We start from the raw sequence: 16,333 nt of genomic DNA on the forward strand, positions 1-16,333 counted from the left end.
AACTCTAAAATCAACAACGCTCCAAATATCATATAGTTTTTGTATTTTTAGGGAAAACAATAAATCTGAAAATTAATATGTTAGACAATGTTCCCTATTTTTCTTATATAATCAGTGCTTTTATCGGTATTGGACTGGCGGCAGCTACAGGCTTCCGGGTATTCCTTCCCATGTTTGTTGTAAGCCTTGCTTCTTATTTTAACTGGATTCCGATGAATGAGCATTTTGAATGGCTTGCGGGTCTCCCTACGCTTATTACAACAGGAATAGCTACTGTTATTGAGATCCTTGCTTATTACATCCCTTTTGTAGATCATTTACTGGATACTGTTTCCATACCTATGGCGACTGTTGCTGGTTCCATATTATTTGCCAGTCAGTTTGCTGAACTTGGGACTTTTCCACAATGGGCACTGGCATTGATTGCCGGAGGAGGTACGGCAGCTACGATCAGCTCCGGATTTGCAGGAATAAGGGCTGCCTCTACTGCTACTACAGGAGGTTTGGGAAATTCCATGGTAGGAACAACGGAGACGGCAGGTGCCGGTATAATGTCTGTTCTTGCGATGGCAGCACCGGTTATCGCCGCAATATTTGCCATCATTACATTAATTGTTGTTATCGTATTCGGGCGAAAGGCCTGGAAAAAAATAAGAAGTAGTAAAGGTACTTCTCAGAAAGTATAAAAAAAGGTACTATTTTTATCAGTACCTTTTTCTTTTTTAGTTTTTACTTCTGAAGTCCTTGATATCCTGAATTTTGGATTCAAAATATTCTTTTTTCTCAGGACTCTTTTTGATTAATATTTCAAACGCCTTTATTGCCTTTGTATAGAGTTTCTGTTCAAAATAAAGATTAGCTAATGTCTCCGTCATCAAATGCGAGATATCATCGTTCTTTTCTTTTACAACATAGGTACTTTCTTCTTTTAGCTGACTGATTCTTGGATTGTTCTCAATAAAGGTTTCAATAGCCTTTTCTTTGATTTCGGCTTTGTCCTTTATGGTTTCTTCTGTTCTGTCAATCTTAAGCCAGCTCTGCCATGTATTGATAAAACCTGGAACATTACTGTCTATTGATGATTGAGTGGTATTTTTCATAGTAACCTCCTGTACTTTTTCTACAGGTTCCTGTTTCTTTTCTTCAACCTTAAGGGTAGAAATATCGGTTCCAAAGAAAGAAACATTCATTACAGGAACATCTTCTTTTACTATTTCTGTTTCCGTTTTTTCTTCCTGAGCTGATTCAACCGGAGCAGAATGATCCTTTTCAACTTCAGAATTTTCTGCTATTGGTAAAACTTCTTCCTGAGCAGTTTCTTCAATAATTTCATTTGTCTCACCTGATTTGGACTCCACGGTAGTCACTTCCGGCTCTGCAACAGTTACAGCTTCTGTTTCCTGAGTTTTAATTTCAGAGGTTGATGCTTTTTCTGCTTTACTGATCAATGAATCTGGTAAATGGGATTCCACACTCATTGGCTTCCATGCAGTCTGCACTTCAGCTGTTTCCTGTATTTTTTCTTCTGCAATTTCTGATGTAACATCCTCGATTACAGATGGTTGATTTTCAACAACTTCTTCCTTTACAGGCTCTTCTTTTATTTCTTCAGGTTTTTCTTCACTGGTTGACCAGAAATGGAAACTTTGGGTATCAGCGAAGCTAATTTCATGATCTTCAGAAGCTTCCGGCTCGACTTTTTCTTCCTGAACAACAGGCTTAGCCTCCTTCATTTTCTTTTCAACTTCTTCAATAAGGCGTCTCATCTCTTCCTCATGTTTATTTACATTGGATTGAGATACTTCAGCTGTTTCAGAAATCTCCTCGTTGTTGGCCTGGATTTTAACTTCCGGCATAAACGATTCTGTTCCATGGAAGCTTACTTCCGCATCAGATAATTTCGCTGAAGGCGCTTCTTCATTACCATTTTCTTCTTCTTTTTCAAGAGAAATCTGATCTTCGTCAATGATGGTTTCCGGTGTAAAGTTTTCTCCGGCGTTCTCTTCTGCTGCAACTTGTATTTCTTCTTGCTGAACAGGTTCTTCCTCAGAAACAGTTTCCGTTTTATGTGCTGTTGATTCAGCTTTTACAGGTTCTTCTGCTACCGCCTCTTCAATATGTAGTTCCGGTGCTAAAGGGACTACTTCATGGAAGCTGACATTCTCTTCTTCCTCAATCTTTTCTTCCTCTTTTTCTGAAGAAATCTGCTCTTCGTGAATGATGGTTTCCCGTGTAAAGTTCTCTCCTCCATTTTCATCACCCTGAGTCTGTATGGATGCTGCTTCCTCCTTAACCGGTTCTTCAACTACAGTATCTGTCTTTTGTGTTACCAGAGTTCCTGATTCAAGGGTAGATTCAATATCGATGGTCTCAGAATTTACTTCATCCAGGAAGTTTTCTTCTCCTTCAAATAAAATTCTGTTTCGTTCACCTTTTACATAAATAGGCTTAGCTTCCTGTGAGATTGGTAATACACAAGTATTTTCTTTTTCTTCCGATGGCTTTTCCAAAGAAATATCTTCTTCTCTTTTAATAGGGAAAGATTTTGCCTTTGGAGCTAATTGAGCAGGCTTTTCGATTGTTGCAAAAGGTTTCTTCTCTTCAACAATTTCCGGTTTGGGCTCTTGTTTGATCTTCCCGTTAATCAACTGATACAGAATTTTCTTATCAGTAGTATACGCAGCTGTTGTAGAAAGCTCTTTCTGATAGTTTTCTTTTTCGTACAGATGCACGCCATACAGGTGAAGTGCCCTGATATTCTGAATATAAGGAAAAGTGTGAATCTCTTCTTTCAAAAGACCAAGGTCTTCAGACTGAATATTTTTCGGATTTTTTATTAATTCTAAAACTCTCGGATTCATCTTACCAGTTCGCTACAATGTCGTTAAATATCTTGTTAATAATTCTATCTGTTACCAGTTTTACCTGCTGGTCTTCGATCTGACTTAAGGATACATCACTGTTGAAAGCGGCTTCATCAGAATACGTTCTGTCAAAACTTGCATCCGGATGGATTTTATTTTCATAATGTACCTTTACCGTAATCGTAAGTTTATTCTGTGCCTGTTGAATCACTCCACCAGAAGGGTTGGTCTGGGTATTGGAGCTGATGGTGGTAGGCGTAATGGAATAGTCTGTAATTTCTCCTTCAATCAGGATATCCGGATTTTCTTTCGTTCCCTTCAAAGTTGTTCTTTGAAGGAATCTGTTTTGTATTGCTGTAGAAAACTGTTGTGATAATGCAGGATTTACCAGCGGTGCATTATTGGGAAATTCATTGATCTGAACTGTTTTCTCATCTGTAAGAGACGATCCCGTAAAACTGTAGCATGAATTTAAAACTCCCAGCAACGCAAAGAGCATTCCCGTAAATAATGATTGTTTCAGGCTTATATTTTTAATTTTAAAATCCATCTTTAAATCCGATTTCCGTAATTTCATCATACTCAATTTGTTGAATAGCATCTTCATAAGCAAAATAATTTGCTGTATATAAGAATGGTAAGGTAAGAAAAATTCCTATCCCGCAGGCAATAATCCCAATCTGAGCCAAAATACTTACTACTACAGAGAAAAGGAAGATTGACAATAGATTTCCTTTGGTCATTATTTTTGAAATAACCCATGCTTCTTTTACTTCCCTGATGCCTTTAAGACTGATTAATGGTATGATATAAAAACCCTTTAATACAAAGTAATATATCGCTCCAATCAATAAAAACATATAGGGAAACACAAAAAATGCTACCATTGGATTGGGTTCATTACCCTCAGATAAAGCACCTGATATACCCAGCACAGCAAATAAAGGAATGTAAAGCAGTAAAACACCTCCGAAAACAATTAACTGCAGCATAAAATAAGGCATAAAATCTTTAAAATCAAAGATATCTCCGGGACTTGCCGGCTGGTTTCTGTTCAGCCTTTGAAGGTATTTGTATAAATTACCCATCGCTAATATTCCGCAGAACGGAATGATCGACATGATAAAGCACATTAAGAATGCTACAAAAATATTTCCGAAATCTTTCTTTAAAAGTTCGAAACCTTTATTAATATATTCTCCGAGTTTAAAATTGATCGGCTTAGGTGTTAAATTGACTTTCATTATTTATGTTGTGCTAATCTTCCAGGTTATATTGTTTTATTTTTCTGTATAAAGTTCTTTGTGAGATTCCCAGTTCATCTGCAGCTCTGTTTCTACGTCCTTTGTGCTTTTCCAAAGCCTTGATAATCAAATCTTTTTCATTATTCTGAAGAGAAAGTGATTCCGGTCTGTTTTCTTCAATTTCGATATCTTCAATATCTTCATAGCTGTCATCAGGATTTGAAATAATCGTAGGAGTCTGAACGGCCGGTGTATCATTATTATTTTCAAAATATAACATCGACCCGGAATTCACTTGTGACTGACTATCAGAAGTGTAAATTCTGTTGATCAGATTTTTCTCATGATTGCTCAGATCTGCTGTACCTCTGTTCTTGATCAGTTCCGAAGTTAAGGATTTTAAATCATTAATATCATTCCTCATATCGAACAGGATTTTATACATGATTTCCCTTTCGCTTCCGAAATCGCTCTGCTTGGGAGTACTTTGAGTATTTACGACCATTGGGAGATGGGTTTCCATCGGAATATACTCGGCAAGTTTTTCAGCAGTAATATTTCTGTTTCTTTCCACAACGGTCATCTGCTCCACTAAATTTCTTAGCTGGCGGACGTTCCCTGGGAAAGAATAACTTTCTATATAGTGAACAGCACTCTGCTCCAGCTCCAGTTCCGGCATTCTGTATTTTTCAGCAAAATCTATTGCAAATTTTCTGAATAACAAATGGATATCTCCTTTTCTTTCTCTCAAAGGAGGCATATCAATCTGAACAGTATTCAAACGGTAATACAAATCCTCACGGAACCTTCCGTCATGGATGGCTTTCATCATATTAACGTTGGTAGCTGCCACAATCCTCACATTGGTTTTCTGCACCTGTGAAGAACCTACTTTCATAAATTCACCACTTTCCAGCACTCTTAAAAGACGTACCTGAGTCTGCAGGGGAAGTTCTCCTACCTCATCCAAAAAGATGGTTCCGCCGTCTGCCACTTCAAAATATCCTTTTCTTGTAGCTGTAGCTCCTGTAAAAGCTCCCTTTTCGTGCCCGAATAGCTCAGAGTCTATGGTTCCTTCCGGAATGGCTCCACAGTTTACCACGATATAAGGCTGATGTTTTCTTCTGGATTCTGAATGAATGATTTTCGGAATAAATTCTTTTCCCACCCCACTTTCTCCAATCACAAGTACAGAGATATCTGTGGGTGCAACCTGGATAGATTTTTCCAGGGCACGATTGAGTGCAGGAAAGTTTCCGATAATTCCGAAACGGTTTTTTATGTTTTGTAGCTCGTTGCTCATAAGTAAATTTTTGATTATTGATTGAATGTTAATCTTCTACAGCACTTCAACCTGTTGTGTGTAGACCTTGTTAAATTGATGAGTGCAGACAGCTTTCAAGGTCTTTCCTTCATCATACGTTTGCAGGGCTAACATGTTTAAATCCAAATAATCTTTGTTTCTGATCTTAGAAACTTTACTTTTAAAGTATGTATTCTCAGCAAAGCCGTACCCTTTGCTTTGTTTTTCAAAATTTTCCAGGGCTTTGTCATATCTTCCCAGCTCAAGATAGGTAATTCCCAGCTGATAATGATCAAACATTCCCTTCGCATAACCTCTGGCAGCCAGAAGCCTTTCTATAATCCCAGCTGCTTTTTCTTTCTGTCCTGAAGCACTGTAGGACATCGCTCTTACTAAGTCCGTACTATAGTCTCCGTTTTGAGACCTTCCTAAGTCTCCAGGCTCATATATATTTAAACCTTCTAAATCCTGAATTGCACTTCTATAGCCTCTCAGAAACTGAAACTTTGTCCAGCCTCTGTAACCAGGGTGCATCCCGGGATCTAAGGTAACTGCTTTATCTATTAGAATCTTCCAGGTTACAAAATCTCCGTTTTTAAGATATGGAACGGCTTTTTCCATATATACATGAGAGAAATCAGAAGACAATTCAGTGGTTTTGTCAAAGCCTTCCTGAGATTCTGCGAAACTTTGTAAATCTGAAGCCCAGTTGTATAACTCACAAGCTTTTTTGCAGTTCTCACCCTCTACTGCATTACAGTTGACCTGTGCAATAGTATTGGTGTAAACGATAAGTAACAAAAAGCTAAGGTAATACCTCTGAAACTTTTCCATTTTCAATTTTATAGGTTAAATCCTGATAATAATCTACTTTTAAACCTTTTATCTCTTCCGGCATCCAGCCTTCGAGTGATTTTGTAAACTGCGTAACAATTTACTAAAAATCTTACGGTAATATACCCGTTGATTTTTTTTAGAATATATATTTTCTTTTTAAATTTTTCAGTGATAGCATCTTTTCGCTTGTCTGTCCAAATTCCTTTGGACCCTGAAACTTAATTTTATTCAACTGTTCTCCCTAAAAGTGTGCCTTGCGTATTGTCATACACAAAAACGTTCACAATGTCACCTATTTTCTGTCCTTCCAGTTTATCGAAGACACATACGGCATTCTGAGAGTTTCTTCCTTTCCACTGGTTTTTATTTTTCTTGGAAATTCCTTCAATCAGAATCTGATGCTCTCTTCCAACATAGGATTTCATTCTTTGTTTTGAAAGCTCTCCCTGAAGGGCAATAACCTCAGCAAGACGTCTCTGCTTCACATCAGCCGGAATATTGTCTTCCATTTTCTTGTGAGCAGGAGTTCCCGGCCTTTCTGAGTACGCAAACATATAACCGTAGTCATATTCCACTTCTCTCATCAGACTCAAGGTATCCTGGTGGTCTTCTTCTGTTTCATTACAGAATCCTACGATCATATCCTGTGAAAATGCTACTTCCGGAACAATTTCTTTTGCTTTTCTGATCAGATCAAGATATTCTTCACGGGTATGTTGTCTGTTCATCGCTTCCAGCATATTATTGCTTCCGCTTTGTACAGGAAGATGTACATATTTACAGATGTTGTCATGTTTTGCCATCATTCTGAATACGTCCAGACTCATATCCTGAGGGTTGGAAGTAGAGAATCTGATTCTCAGCTCAGGAACAGCTTTAGCTACCAGATCAAGCAATTGCGCAAAATTTACGGCTGTTGCTTTCTGCATTTCAGATGCTTTGGCAAAATCTTTTTTAGGACCTCCTCCATACCAAAGGTAAGAGTCTACGTTTTGTCCTAAAAGGGTAATTTCTTTATATCCGTTATTGGCAAGATCTTTACATTCTTCAATAATAGAGTGTGGATCACGGCTTCTTTCTCTTCCTCTGGTAAATGGAACCACACAGAATGTACACATATTATCACAACCTCTTGTAATGGTAACAAAAGCGGTAACACCGTTTCCTCCTAAACGGACAGGATTGATATCGGCATACGTCTCTTCTTTGGAAAGAATAACGTTGATGGCATCTCTTCCATCGTCAGTTTCTTTCAAAAGGTTCGGTAAGTCTCTGTAGGCATCAGGACCTACAACAAGATCTACCAATTGTTCTTCTTCTAAAAACTTGGTTTTCAATCTTTCTGCCATACATCCCAGAACACCAACCGTCATATTCGGTCTTTCTTTTTTAAGATTTTTGAACTGAGAAAGACGCATTCTTACGGTCTGTTCCGCTTTTTCGCGGATGGAGCATGTATTTAAAAGAATCAGGTCGGCTTCTTCAACTTTCATCGTTGTATTATACCCCTGTTCATTAAGAATGGATGCAACAATTTCAGAGTCAGAGAAATTCATCTGACAGCCATAGCTTTCTAAAAACAGTTTTTTAGAGTTCTCCGGTCTTTCTGCAATAGCAAAAGCTTCGCCCTGTTTTGTTTCGTCTATATATTTTTCCTGCACGATAATCGATTTAAGATTCGTAATTTAAAATTACGAACGAATAAGTTTGCAAAGATACAAAATATTGTGACAGAATGTCAGCGCTATTATTTTAACAAAATCATAAATTGAAAAAGTATTGGAATTCTCTCATTGAGCCTCCCATTACTTTAATTTTAAAAAAGAAAACTAATAATCCTAATCGATATCTGCAGACATTGAAGAAAAGTTCATTTTAACTTTAATCTGTGAGGCTACTGGCTTCCCGTTACAAGACGCCGGAATCCAGTTTCTCTTTATCCTTCTTACGACGTACTGCATATCGTCAAAGAAAACTTCGCTGTTGGTCACCTTAGGCATTCCTTTCACATCTGTTACTTTTCCCTTTTCATCAAGCACTAAGGTAAAGGTAAAATCTCCCGTCAAAGCATAGAAATCAGAATTCAGGTACGCATACATATATCGGTTCAGGATATCTTTGTAGGCTGCAACACCTCCTTCAAAAGCAGCGGGTTTAAAATCATTACATTTTACAGCAACCTGCATAAAGGGTTCTTTAATATCTATTTTTAAAAGATTTTTATTACTCTCTCTGATAAAAGAATCATCCCTTTCTTCCTGATCCTGCGCCAGTGAAAAATTCATTGCACATAAAGCCAAAAATAAAAATATAGTTCTCATGCTTGTTTCCTAATAATAAACAAAGGTAAATATTTAGCTTATGTATAAAAAAGAAAAACTTCACGCAAAGCATGAAGTTTTATATATAGTTTCTGAATATCAGACAACTGTCTGATTATTTCTTTTCTTATTATAGCAGGCCTTTGATATGTTTATAATTGGTCTTCACCGTTTCAAAAACCTCATCCATTTTACCGCCAAGCATAAGCTGAGCCATAGACTTTGTCATTCCCATAATCTGATCAAATTCAACCTTCGGAGGAAGAGCCAACGCATTGGGATTCGTAAAAATATTCAGAAGATAAGGTCCTTTGTAATCCAGGCATTCTTTGATAGCGCTTTCCACATCTTTGGGGAGATGGACATTTTTTCCCGGATATCCCATGGCATGCGCGATCATGGCAAAATCAGGATTAATCATGTCTGTCTCATTGTCGGGCATTCCACCAACTTCCATTTCCAGCTTTACCATTCCCAGGGTTCTGTTATTGAAAACAATTAATTTGATTGGTAATTTATACTGAAAAATAGTAGCCATATCTCCTAACAGCATAGATAACCCTCCATCTCCACAAAGGGCAATCACTTGTTTTTCAGGATGTGCCAATGCAGCACCTATCGCCATTGGCATCGCATTAGCCATTGAGCCATGATTAAATGATCCCAGCATCTTCCTTTCCCCCGTTCCTGTAATAAAACGGGCTCCCCAAACGCAGCACATTCCGGTATCTACGGTAAAAATAGCATCATTTTCAGCAAGTTTATCTAAAGTGTGGGCCACATATTCCGGCTGAATGGCGTTCTCTTTTCCAGAATCTTTTACATATTCCAACTGGTTTTCTTTTACTTTATCATAAAATGCCAGCTGTTCATTCAGAAAATGAACATCCGTTTTTTCGTCAAGTAACGGCAATAATGCTTTAATGGTTTCTTTGACATCTCCGGCAAGTCCTAAATCCAGTTTTGCTCTTCTTCCTAATCTTTCAGGACTTTCATCAATCTGGACGATTTTATTTTTTACAGGCATGAATTTCTGATAAGGAAAATCCGTCCCCAGGAGAATGACGAGATCAGCTTCATGCATGGCGTGATAGGCTGAAGGAAATCCTAACAGACCTGTAAGTCCCACTTCATTTGGATTATTGGGCTGAATAGCCATTTTCCCGCGGAATGAATATCCTACAGGTGCCTTTAACAGCTTTGACAAAGTGATCACCTCATCACGTGCTTCAGCAGCACCTATCCCGCAGTATAGGGTTACTTTTTTGCTTTTATTCACCAGTTCCGACAAACTTTTCAGCTCATCATCCGATGGTCTTATCACAGGATTGGTTTTAAAGATTTGGGTGGAAGTAGAGCCATCTTCGGCATCCAGCTCAGAAACATCTCCCGGAAGACCTATGACCGCAACTCCTTTTTTGGATATAGCATGCTGAATGGCGGTCTGCACGGTTCTCTGTACCTGTTCAGGTCTTGTAATCATTTGATTATAATAACTGCAGTCATCAAACAGCTTTATCGTATTGGTTTCCTGAAAGTAATCCATGCCCATTTCATCACTGGGAATGGTGGAGGCAATCACCAGCATAGGAACATGGGAGCGATGAGCTTCATACACTCCATTGATCAAATGAACGTGTCCGGGGCCGCAGCTTCCGGCACAAACTGCCAAACCATCAAGCTCAGCCTCTGCTGCTGCGGCATAAGCCCCTACTTCTTCGTGTCTTACATGAATCCATTGGATGCTGCTTTTTTTAACGGCAATATTCAGATGATTGAGACTGTCGCCGGTTACTGCATAAATTCTTTTCACATTGGCATTTTCGAGCATTTCAACAATCTGCTCTGCTATGTTTTTTGCCATAATTAGTCTGTTTTGGTGGTTATTTTTTGGTGAAAATAGTATTTGAGAAGAAGAAAATCTTCCTATCTCTATCAAATTTAACTAATAAAGTTGAGACTCCATCCCTAACTCGATGTTAAAAAATTGTAATTTAATTTTGATTCTATTGAAACCTCACGGGTTTTGAAAACCCGTGAGGTTTCATTTCCATGTAAAACAAAACAGCCACCAAAAAGGCAGCTGCTTATATCATATGTTTCGGATTTTACATTACTATTTCAATCTGATTTCTCAACAAATCTTCAAACTCGTCTCTTTTACGGATCAAATGAGCTTTTCCGTCTAAGAATAATACTTCTGCTGGCTTTAATCTAGAATTGAAGTTTGAACTCATTTCAAAACCGTAAGCTCCTGCATTATGGAAAGCAAGAATATCTCCTTCTCTTACCTCATTCAGTTTTCTGTCCCATGCGAACGTATCTGTTTCGCAGATATTTCCTACTACCGTATAAATTCTTTCTGCACCTTTTGGATTGGACAGGTTTTCAATCATATGGTAAGAATCATAGAACATTGGGCGGATCAGATGATTAAATCCGGAATTCACTCCAACAAAAACAGTAGCTGTTGTCTGCTTGATCACATTAGCTTTCACTAATAAATATCCACTTTTCCCCACCAGGAATTTTCCAGGCTCAAACCATAATTCGAATTTTTTTCCTGTAGATTTTGAAAATTCAGAAATTACTTTCTCTACTTTTTTACCTAATGTTTTCACATCAGTTTCTTCTTCACTATCCTGGTAAGGGATTTTGAATCCGCTTCCCATATCCAGATATTTCAGGTTCGGGAAATGCTCAGAAAGCTCCAGCATAATCTCCAAAGCCTGAAGGAATACATCCGGATCTTTTATTTCACTTCCCGTGTGCATGTGAAGACCTTCAACATTAAGGTTGGTACTCTTCATCACTCTTTCGATGTGACGAACCTGGTGAATAGAAATCCCGAATTTACTGTCGATGTGCCCAGTTGAAATCTTATAGTTACCTCCTGCAAAAATATGCGGATTGATTCTTACTAAAATCGGATAGGTATTTCCGTATTTATTCCCGAATTGCTCAAGAATAGAAATGTTATCAATGTTAATATGAACTCCAAAAGTCATTGCTTCCTCTATTTCAGCAAGGTCAACACAGTTGGGTGTAAATAATATCTTTTCTTTCGAAAATCCTGCCTTTAATCCCAGCTTAACTTCGTTGATAGATACACAATCCAAAGATGCACCCAAATTCTTGACATACTTAAGAATATTGATATTGGTCAAGGCCTTCGCTGCGTAGAAGAACTTAGTATGTTTTAAAAATGAAGAAGTAAGTTTTTCGTATTGAATTTTGATGGATTCAGCATCATAAACATACACCGGTGTGCCAAACTCATTGGCAATCTTTAATAATTCTTTTGAATTCATAATTTCATTTTAACATAAAAAAAGGCAGATTCTTCGAAAAAGAGCCTGCCACATTGATTATTTTTTTATGCAAGACAACTCTTTTAAATATTCCAAACCTTAGAGAACTTTACAGTTCCCTTTTTTCCAGTTTTATTTTGTTTAAAATTTTGCATTGCTACTATTTATTTTTTGCAAAAATACTATTTATTTTTTATTTCAGTACAATTGATTTGAATGGCATGGTCTGCAGAATAAAACTTATAACATGAAGACACTCTATCACTTCGGCAGTGGTAAGGTCTCAAAATCCGCTCGAAGAAGTGCCAGCTGCAGTTCGTTATTCAAATCTGTAGAAGACAGCGGAAGATCAATTTTCAGTTTAGCCAGCTTACTCAGCGTCTGAATCTGTGTAAACAATTCATAGAAGCCAAATGAAACCACTTTTCCGTTTTCTATAATTAAAAACAGTTTTTCTCCTAATTTTCTTCCCGGCCCGAGCCATAGCTCATTTCTTTTTCTGAATTCAATTTTTTGTTTCAAGACAGAAAAATCTTTAAATTCTTCCTGAGAACCAATAAACTGAACAGCTTTTGTTCCCTGGGTAAATGACCTGAATTTCAAGACCGGCTTCTCAGTTTTATTAAGCTTATTTTTCTCAACTACATATTTATTATTCCTGAAATATAATCCGAAAGGTAAGACCTCTTTCTTTTTAATATTCTTGGAATTAAGAATCAGTTTGGCAATAATATCTGTTCCTGTAAGCTCAAAATTAATCTGTTCAACATCTTTCTGGATCTGCTCCCATTTTTTTGATTTCGAATTGAAAACCTTTTTGGAAAATTTGTTGATATCCTGAACGTAATCAGAAAACATAATACGTCCTGCTTCATCCTGAAAATACACAAAACCTTTGTCATTAGGAAGATCCTGTGTAAGTTCTTTGATCTTGTTGATATACGTTTTGGCATTAGACTCATCATGCTGCTTCTGAATAATCTCATTTTCAATATCTTTTGAGATCAGAAGTTTGAAAAGTTCTAATGTAGCTCTTGCATCGCCTTCCGCCCTGTGATGGTTGGTCAATGGAATACCCAATGATTTCACCAGTTTTCCCAAGGAATAACTTACTTCATCAGGAATCAGTTTTTTTGCTAACGGAATTGTATCTAAAGTATTGATTTTAAAATCATAACCAAGCCTTTTGAATGACTGGCGAAGCATCCTGTAATCAAAATCAATATTATGACCTACCAAAGTTGTATTCTGAGTAATTTCTATCACTCTTTTGGCAATTTCATGAAATTTCGGAGCAGTCTTGACCATTTTTGGGGTAATACTGGTCAGCTTCTGTACAAAAGGAGTAATATCACCTTCGGGGTTTACAAGGGATATAAACTGATCTGTAATTTTCTGACCGTCATATCTGTAGATGGCGATATCTATAATGCATTCATTTCTATAACCTGCACCATTACTTTCTATATCTATAATTGAATACATGAATGTGTGTTAACTGCTGTTTTTCTAGTTTACTATTTAGACCTGCTTTTATTCCCCAATAAAATAAGGCTCTGTTTTTTACTGTTATGTAAAGATAACCTGCTAAAATAACAAAAAATATATCAAAACACAGCAGGTTAGCTTTCAAAATTATCTTCTTCTGCCTCCCAGCCCGAACATTCCGAGAATAGCTTTTGCTCCTTCCCTCATTAAAGTAGAGGTAAAGGTACGGCCAGCCTTACTCTGTAAAACCTGTTCGAACATTCCGGGTTCTTCTTTTACGGGTTTTGCCTTCTGTGCAGGTGCGGGGTTTTGTGCTGCCTGTTCCATTCTGGTGGTCAGCATTTCGTAGGCAGACTCTCTGTCTAATGCCTGCTCATATTTTGCTACCATTGCTGATCTGGAAGTAAGATCGGAGACTTCCGCCTCACTCAGAACATCCATTCTCGATTCGGGAGAAATCAGGTAAGTATGCACTAATGGTGTCGGTATTCCTTTTTCATCCAGAGCTGTCACAAATGCTTCTCCAATTCCCAGATTCTGGATCAGGCTGGAAGCTTCGTAATATTCTGTGGTAGGATAGTTTTCAACGGCTTTGGTAATTTCTTTTTTATCTTTTGCAGTAAATCCTCTTAAAGCATGCTGTATTTTTAATCCCAATTGAGAAAGGACATTTTCTGGAACATCCCCGGGAATCTGGGTAATAAAATAAATTCCTACTCCTTTGGAACGGATTAATTTCACCATTGTTTCGATCTGTGAAAGAAGAGCTTTGGAAGCTTCATCAAAAATCAGATGGGCTTCATCAATGAATAATACCAGCTTTGGTTTCCCACTGTCTCCTTCTTCCGGAAACGTCATATAAATTTCAGCAAAAAGCGAAAGCATAAACGTTGAGAAAAGCTGTGGCTTATTCTGAATATCTGCTACTCTTAAAATATTAACCACTCCTTTTCCATCTCTTGTTTCCAGTAAATCATGAACATCAAAACTTAATTCACCGAAAAATCCTGCTGCTCCCTGCTGCTCCAAAGCTACAATAGATCTTAAAATAGCACCGAGAGAGGCTGATGCAATGGATCCGTAATTGGCTGCAAGCTCAGCTTTTCCCTGTGCATTATCCGTTACATACTGAAGTACTTTCTTCAGATCATTAAGGTCAATTAAAGGAAGTCCTTTATCATCACAGTATTTGAAGACAATAGACATGATGCTTTGCTGCGTATCATTCAATTCAAGGATTTTGCTTAATAAAACAGGCCCGAATTCTGTAACGGTAGCCCTCAGTTTCACTCCTTTTCCTCCGGAAATACTCATCAATTCTGCAGGAAAGCCTTGGGGATTATAAGGAAGCTGTGTCTTCGCATATCTTTCCTCAATGATAGGATTCATTTGTCCTGCTTCTGCAATTCCGGAAAAGTCTCCTTTAATATCCAGAACGAGAGACGGAATTCCTGCGTGAGAAAGCTGTTCTGCGAATACCTGTAATGTTTTTGTCTTACCGGTTCCGGTAGCTCCTGCAATAAGACCGTGGCGGTTAATCGTTTTCAGGGGAATGGTTACGTTTACTTCCGTAACAACTTCTCCATCCAACATCCCTTTTCCTAATATTATATGTTCTCCTTTAGGAGTATATCTAGCGTTAAGTTCTTCAATAAATTGTGTTTTGTCTGCCATTTGATCGCTTTTTTAACTTATAAATATAGAATTTTTTAGAAAAATTTGAGTAAATAAAATAATATAATGATTAAATTATATTCTAAGTTCCCTAAATTTATTTTTTAATTTAGCCTTGAGAACAACATATATACCACACATGATGTCATTAAAAAAAATTCTACTCGTTATTTTTGCTTTTTCCTCCACCTTGTTTCTTGCTCAGAAAAGAAATGGCCCTGTTAATTTACAGATTAAAGGCGATTACACCCACTTGCCGACATCAGCCGTTTTCCCAGTTTTATGGTCTGGCTTTCAAAGAGAAGAAATAGTATCTTATGATCTACAGAATAAGCACATTGTGGTAAGCTATGTACAACAACACCGTAAAAAAAGTAAAACGGTCCTGACCTTATATATTTATCCTAAAAAATTAGTTGACAACCAGCTTTTGAGAGATGAATTTTCCATATATGAAACGGTTCTGAATCAGAATTCCAATAAAAGTGTAGACTTAAAACCTATGTTTGGAAATATATCCAATGATAAGGTAAAAGTAAACTATATCTATTCAATTTTTGATCATTCAATGGGTGAACGTGATTTTTTCAAAGGTGTAAAATATACTGATAAGAAGTCACTCCTTTCTATTTATGAATGTGGAGGATGGGGCTTTAAAATCCGAGGATCAAGCGATGAAATGACCCGTGATCAACTGTCTGAACTCAAAAACAAAGCTGAGACCTATTTTGGTGTATTGGATATCGCTGCTAAAAAAACTCTTCCTATTAGCCATACTCCGGATATCATCTTATCTCCTGTTATCAAAAGAGATTCCATGATGACTAATGCTGTGCTTGCTTCGGTGTATGCAAAAACAAAATGGCTGGGAGAAAATGCAGATAAAAAAGAACTTCTGACAGGCTTCAATGATATGAATATCGAGTCTGAAGTATATGCCATAGACAAAATGATAGAATTCTATAAAACTCATGAAACAAAGTGGCCGATGCACGAAGACACTAAAAAATATTTTGGTGAGATAATTAGATTAGCAGACAACGGAAAAATTAAAGATTACCTCTATGACAAGTACAAAAGACTGATCCGTTATGATGAAGGAGAAGCTAATAAAGAGGAATATCTCCAATTCAAAACAGAGAAGAACATTACAGAAAACACCAATGAAATTCTGTACAAAATATATTATCAGATAGAGTAAAATGAATGCTTTAAAGACATTGTTCCAGAAGCAGGACATGATATAAAACAGCATTTGCCAATTGACATTATGTAAGGCATCCTTTTTGCT

General features: G+C 37.3%; 13 protein-coding genes. 2 read left to right on the top strand and 11 right to left on the bottom strand.

Annotated features, from left to right (window positions below):
- Nucleotides 1–77 precede the first annotated feature (77 nt).
- Nucleotides 78–686, top strand: coding sequence for a DUF4126 domain-containing protein (locus JNG87_RS17940; RefSeq protein WP_202840092.1), 609 nt, complete (start codon nucleotides 78–80; stop codon nucleotides 684–686).
- Nucleotides 687–722: 36 nt separating this feature from the next.
- On the opposite strand, the gene JNG87_RS17945 is transcribed toward JNG87_RS17940, so the two are convergent.
- The 11 genes from JNG87_RS17945 to JNG87_RS17995 all read right to left on the bottom strand — a co-directional run bounded on the left by JNG87_RS17945 (nucleotide 723) and on the right by JNG87_RS17995 (nucleotide 15,042).
- Nucleotides 723–2,861, bottom strand: coding sequence for a hypothetical protein (locus tag JNG87_RS17945; RefSeq protein ID WP_202840095.1), 2,139 nt, complete (start codon nucleotides 2,859–2,861; stop codon nucleotides 723–725).
- A 1-nt stretch (nucleotide 2,862) separates the two neighbouring features.
- The gene (locus tag JNG87_RS17950; protein WP_110011536.1) at nucleotides 2,863–3,414 is read right to left on the bottom strand and encodes an LptE family protein; all 552 of its coding nucleotides are present in this window, start codon (nucleotides 3,412–3,414) and stop codon (nucleotides 2,863–2,865) included.
- Nucleotides 3,404–4,108 carry a hypothetical protein gene (locus tag JNG87_RS17955; RefSeq protein WP_202840097.1) on the bottom strand — a complete coding sequence of 235 codons (705 nt, stop codon included), beginning with the start codon at nucleotides 4,106–4,108 and terminating at the stop codon, nucleotides 3,404–3,406. The genes JNG87_RS17950 and JNG87_RS17955 overlap by 11 nt, the downstream gene beginning before the upstream one ends.
- A gap of 13 nt (nucleotides 4,109–4,121) precedes the next feature.
- Complete coding sequence (locus JNG87_RS17960) at nucleotides 4,122–5,411, bottom strand: sigma-54 interaction domain-containing protein (RefSeq protein ID WP_202840099.1); 1,290 nt, start codon at nucleotides 5,409–5,411, stop codon at nucleotides 4,122–4,124.
- Nucleotides 5,412–5,447: 36 nt separating this feature from the next.
- Entirely contained in the window at nucleotides 5,448–6,245 is a 798-nt protein-coding gene (locus JNG87_RS17965) for a hypothetical protein (RefSeq protein ID WP_202840101.1), read from the bottom strand.
- A 227-nt stretch (nucleotides 6,246–6,472) separates the two neighbouring features.
- Entirely contained in the window at nucleotides 6,473–7,909 is a 1,437-nt protein-coding gene (gene miaB / locus JNG87_RS17970) for a tRNA (N6-isopentenyl adenosine(37)-C2)-methylthiotransferase MiaB (RefSeq protein WP_202840103.1), read from the bottom strand.
- A 177-nt stretch (nucleotides 7,910–8,086) separates the two neighbouring features.
- On the bottom strand, nucleotides 8,087–8,569 hold the full coding sequence (locus JNG87_RS17975) for an energy transducer TonB (RefSeq protein WP_238349615.1): 483 nt from the start codon (nucleotides 8,567–8,569) through the stop codon (nucleotides 8,087–8,089).
- Nucleotides 8,570–8,699: 130 nt separating this feature from the next.
- Nucleotides 8,700–10,433, bottom strand: a complete 1,734-nt coding sequence (locus JNG87_RS17980; protein WP_202840105.1) for a thiamine pyrophosphate-dependent enzyme — start codon at nucleotides 10,431–10,433, stop codon at nucleotides 8,700–8,702.
- Nucleotides 10,434–10,677: 244 nt separating this feature from the next.
- The gene (gene lysA / locus JNG87_RS17985) at nucleotides 10,678–11,880 is read right to left on the bottom strand and encodes a diaminopimelate decarboxylase (protein ID WP_170872057.1); all 1,203 of its coding nucleotides are present in this window, start codon (nucleotides 11,878–11,880) and stop codon (nucleotides 10,678–10,680) included.
- 261 nt (nucleotides 11,881–12,141) lie between these two features.
- Nucleotides 12,142–13,365, bottom strand: coding sequence for a PolC-type DNA polymerase III (locus JNG87_RS17990; RefSeq protein ID WP_202840107.1), 1,224 nt, complete (start codon nucleotides 13,363–13,365; stop codon nucleotides 12,142–12,144).
- Nucleotides 13,366–13,515: 150 nt separating this feature from the next.
- Nucleotides 13,516–15,042 carry a helicase HerA-like domain-containing protein gene (locus tag JNG87_RS17995; RefSeq protein ID WP_202840108.1) on the bottom strand — a complete coding sequence of 509 codons (1,527 nt, stop codon included), beginning with the start codon at nucleotides 15,040–15,042 and terminating at the stop codon, nucleotides 13,516–13,518.
- Nucleotides 15,043–15,181: 139 nt separating this feature from the next.
- Here JNG87_RS17995 and JNG87_RS18000 point away from each other — a divergent pair, with 139 nt between their 5' ends.
- Nucleotides 15,182–16,243, top strand: a complete 1,062-nt coding sequence (locus JNG87_RS18000) for a hypothetical protein (RefSeq protein WP_202840110.1) — start codon at nucleotides 15,182–15,184, stop codon at nucleotides 16,241–16,243.
- Nucleotides 16,244–16,333 lie beyond the last annotated feature (90 nt).

This window comes from Chryseobacterium cucumeris, from assembly GCF_016775705.1.
GTDB classification, from domain to species: domain Bacteria; phylum Bacteroidota; class Bacteroidia; order Flavobacteriales; family Weeksellaceae; genus Chryseobacterium; species Chryseobacterium cupriresistens.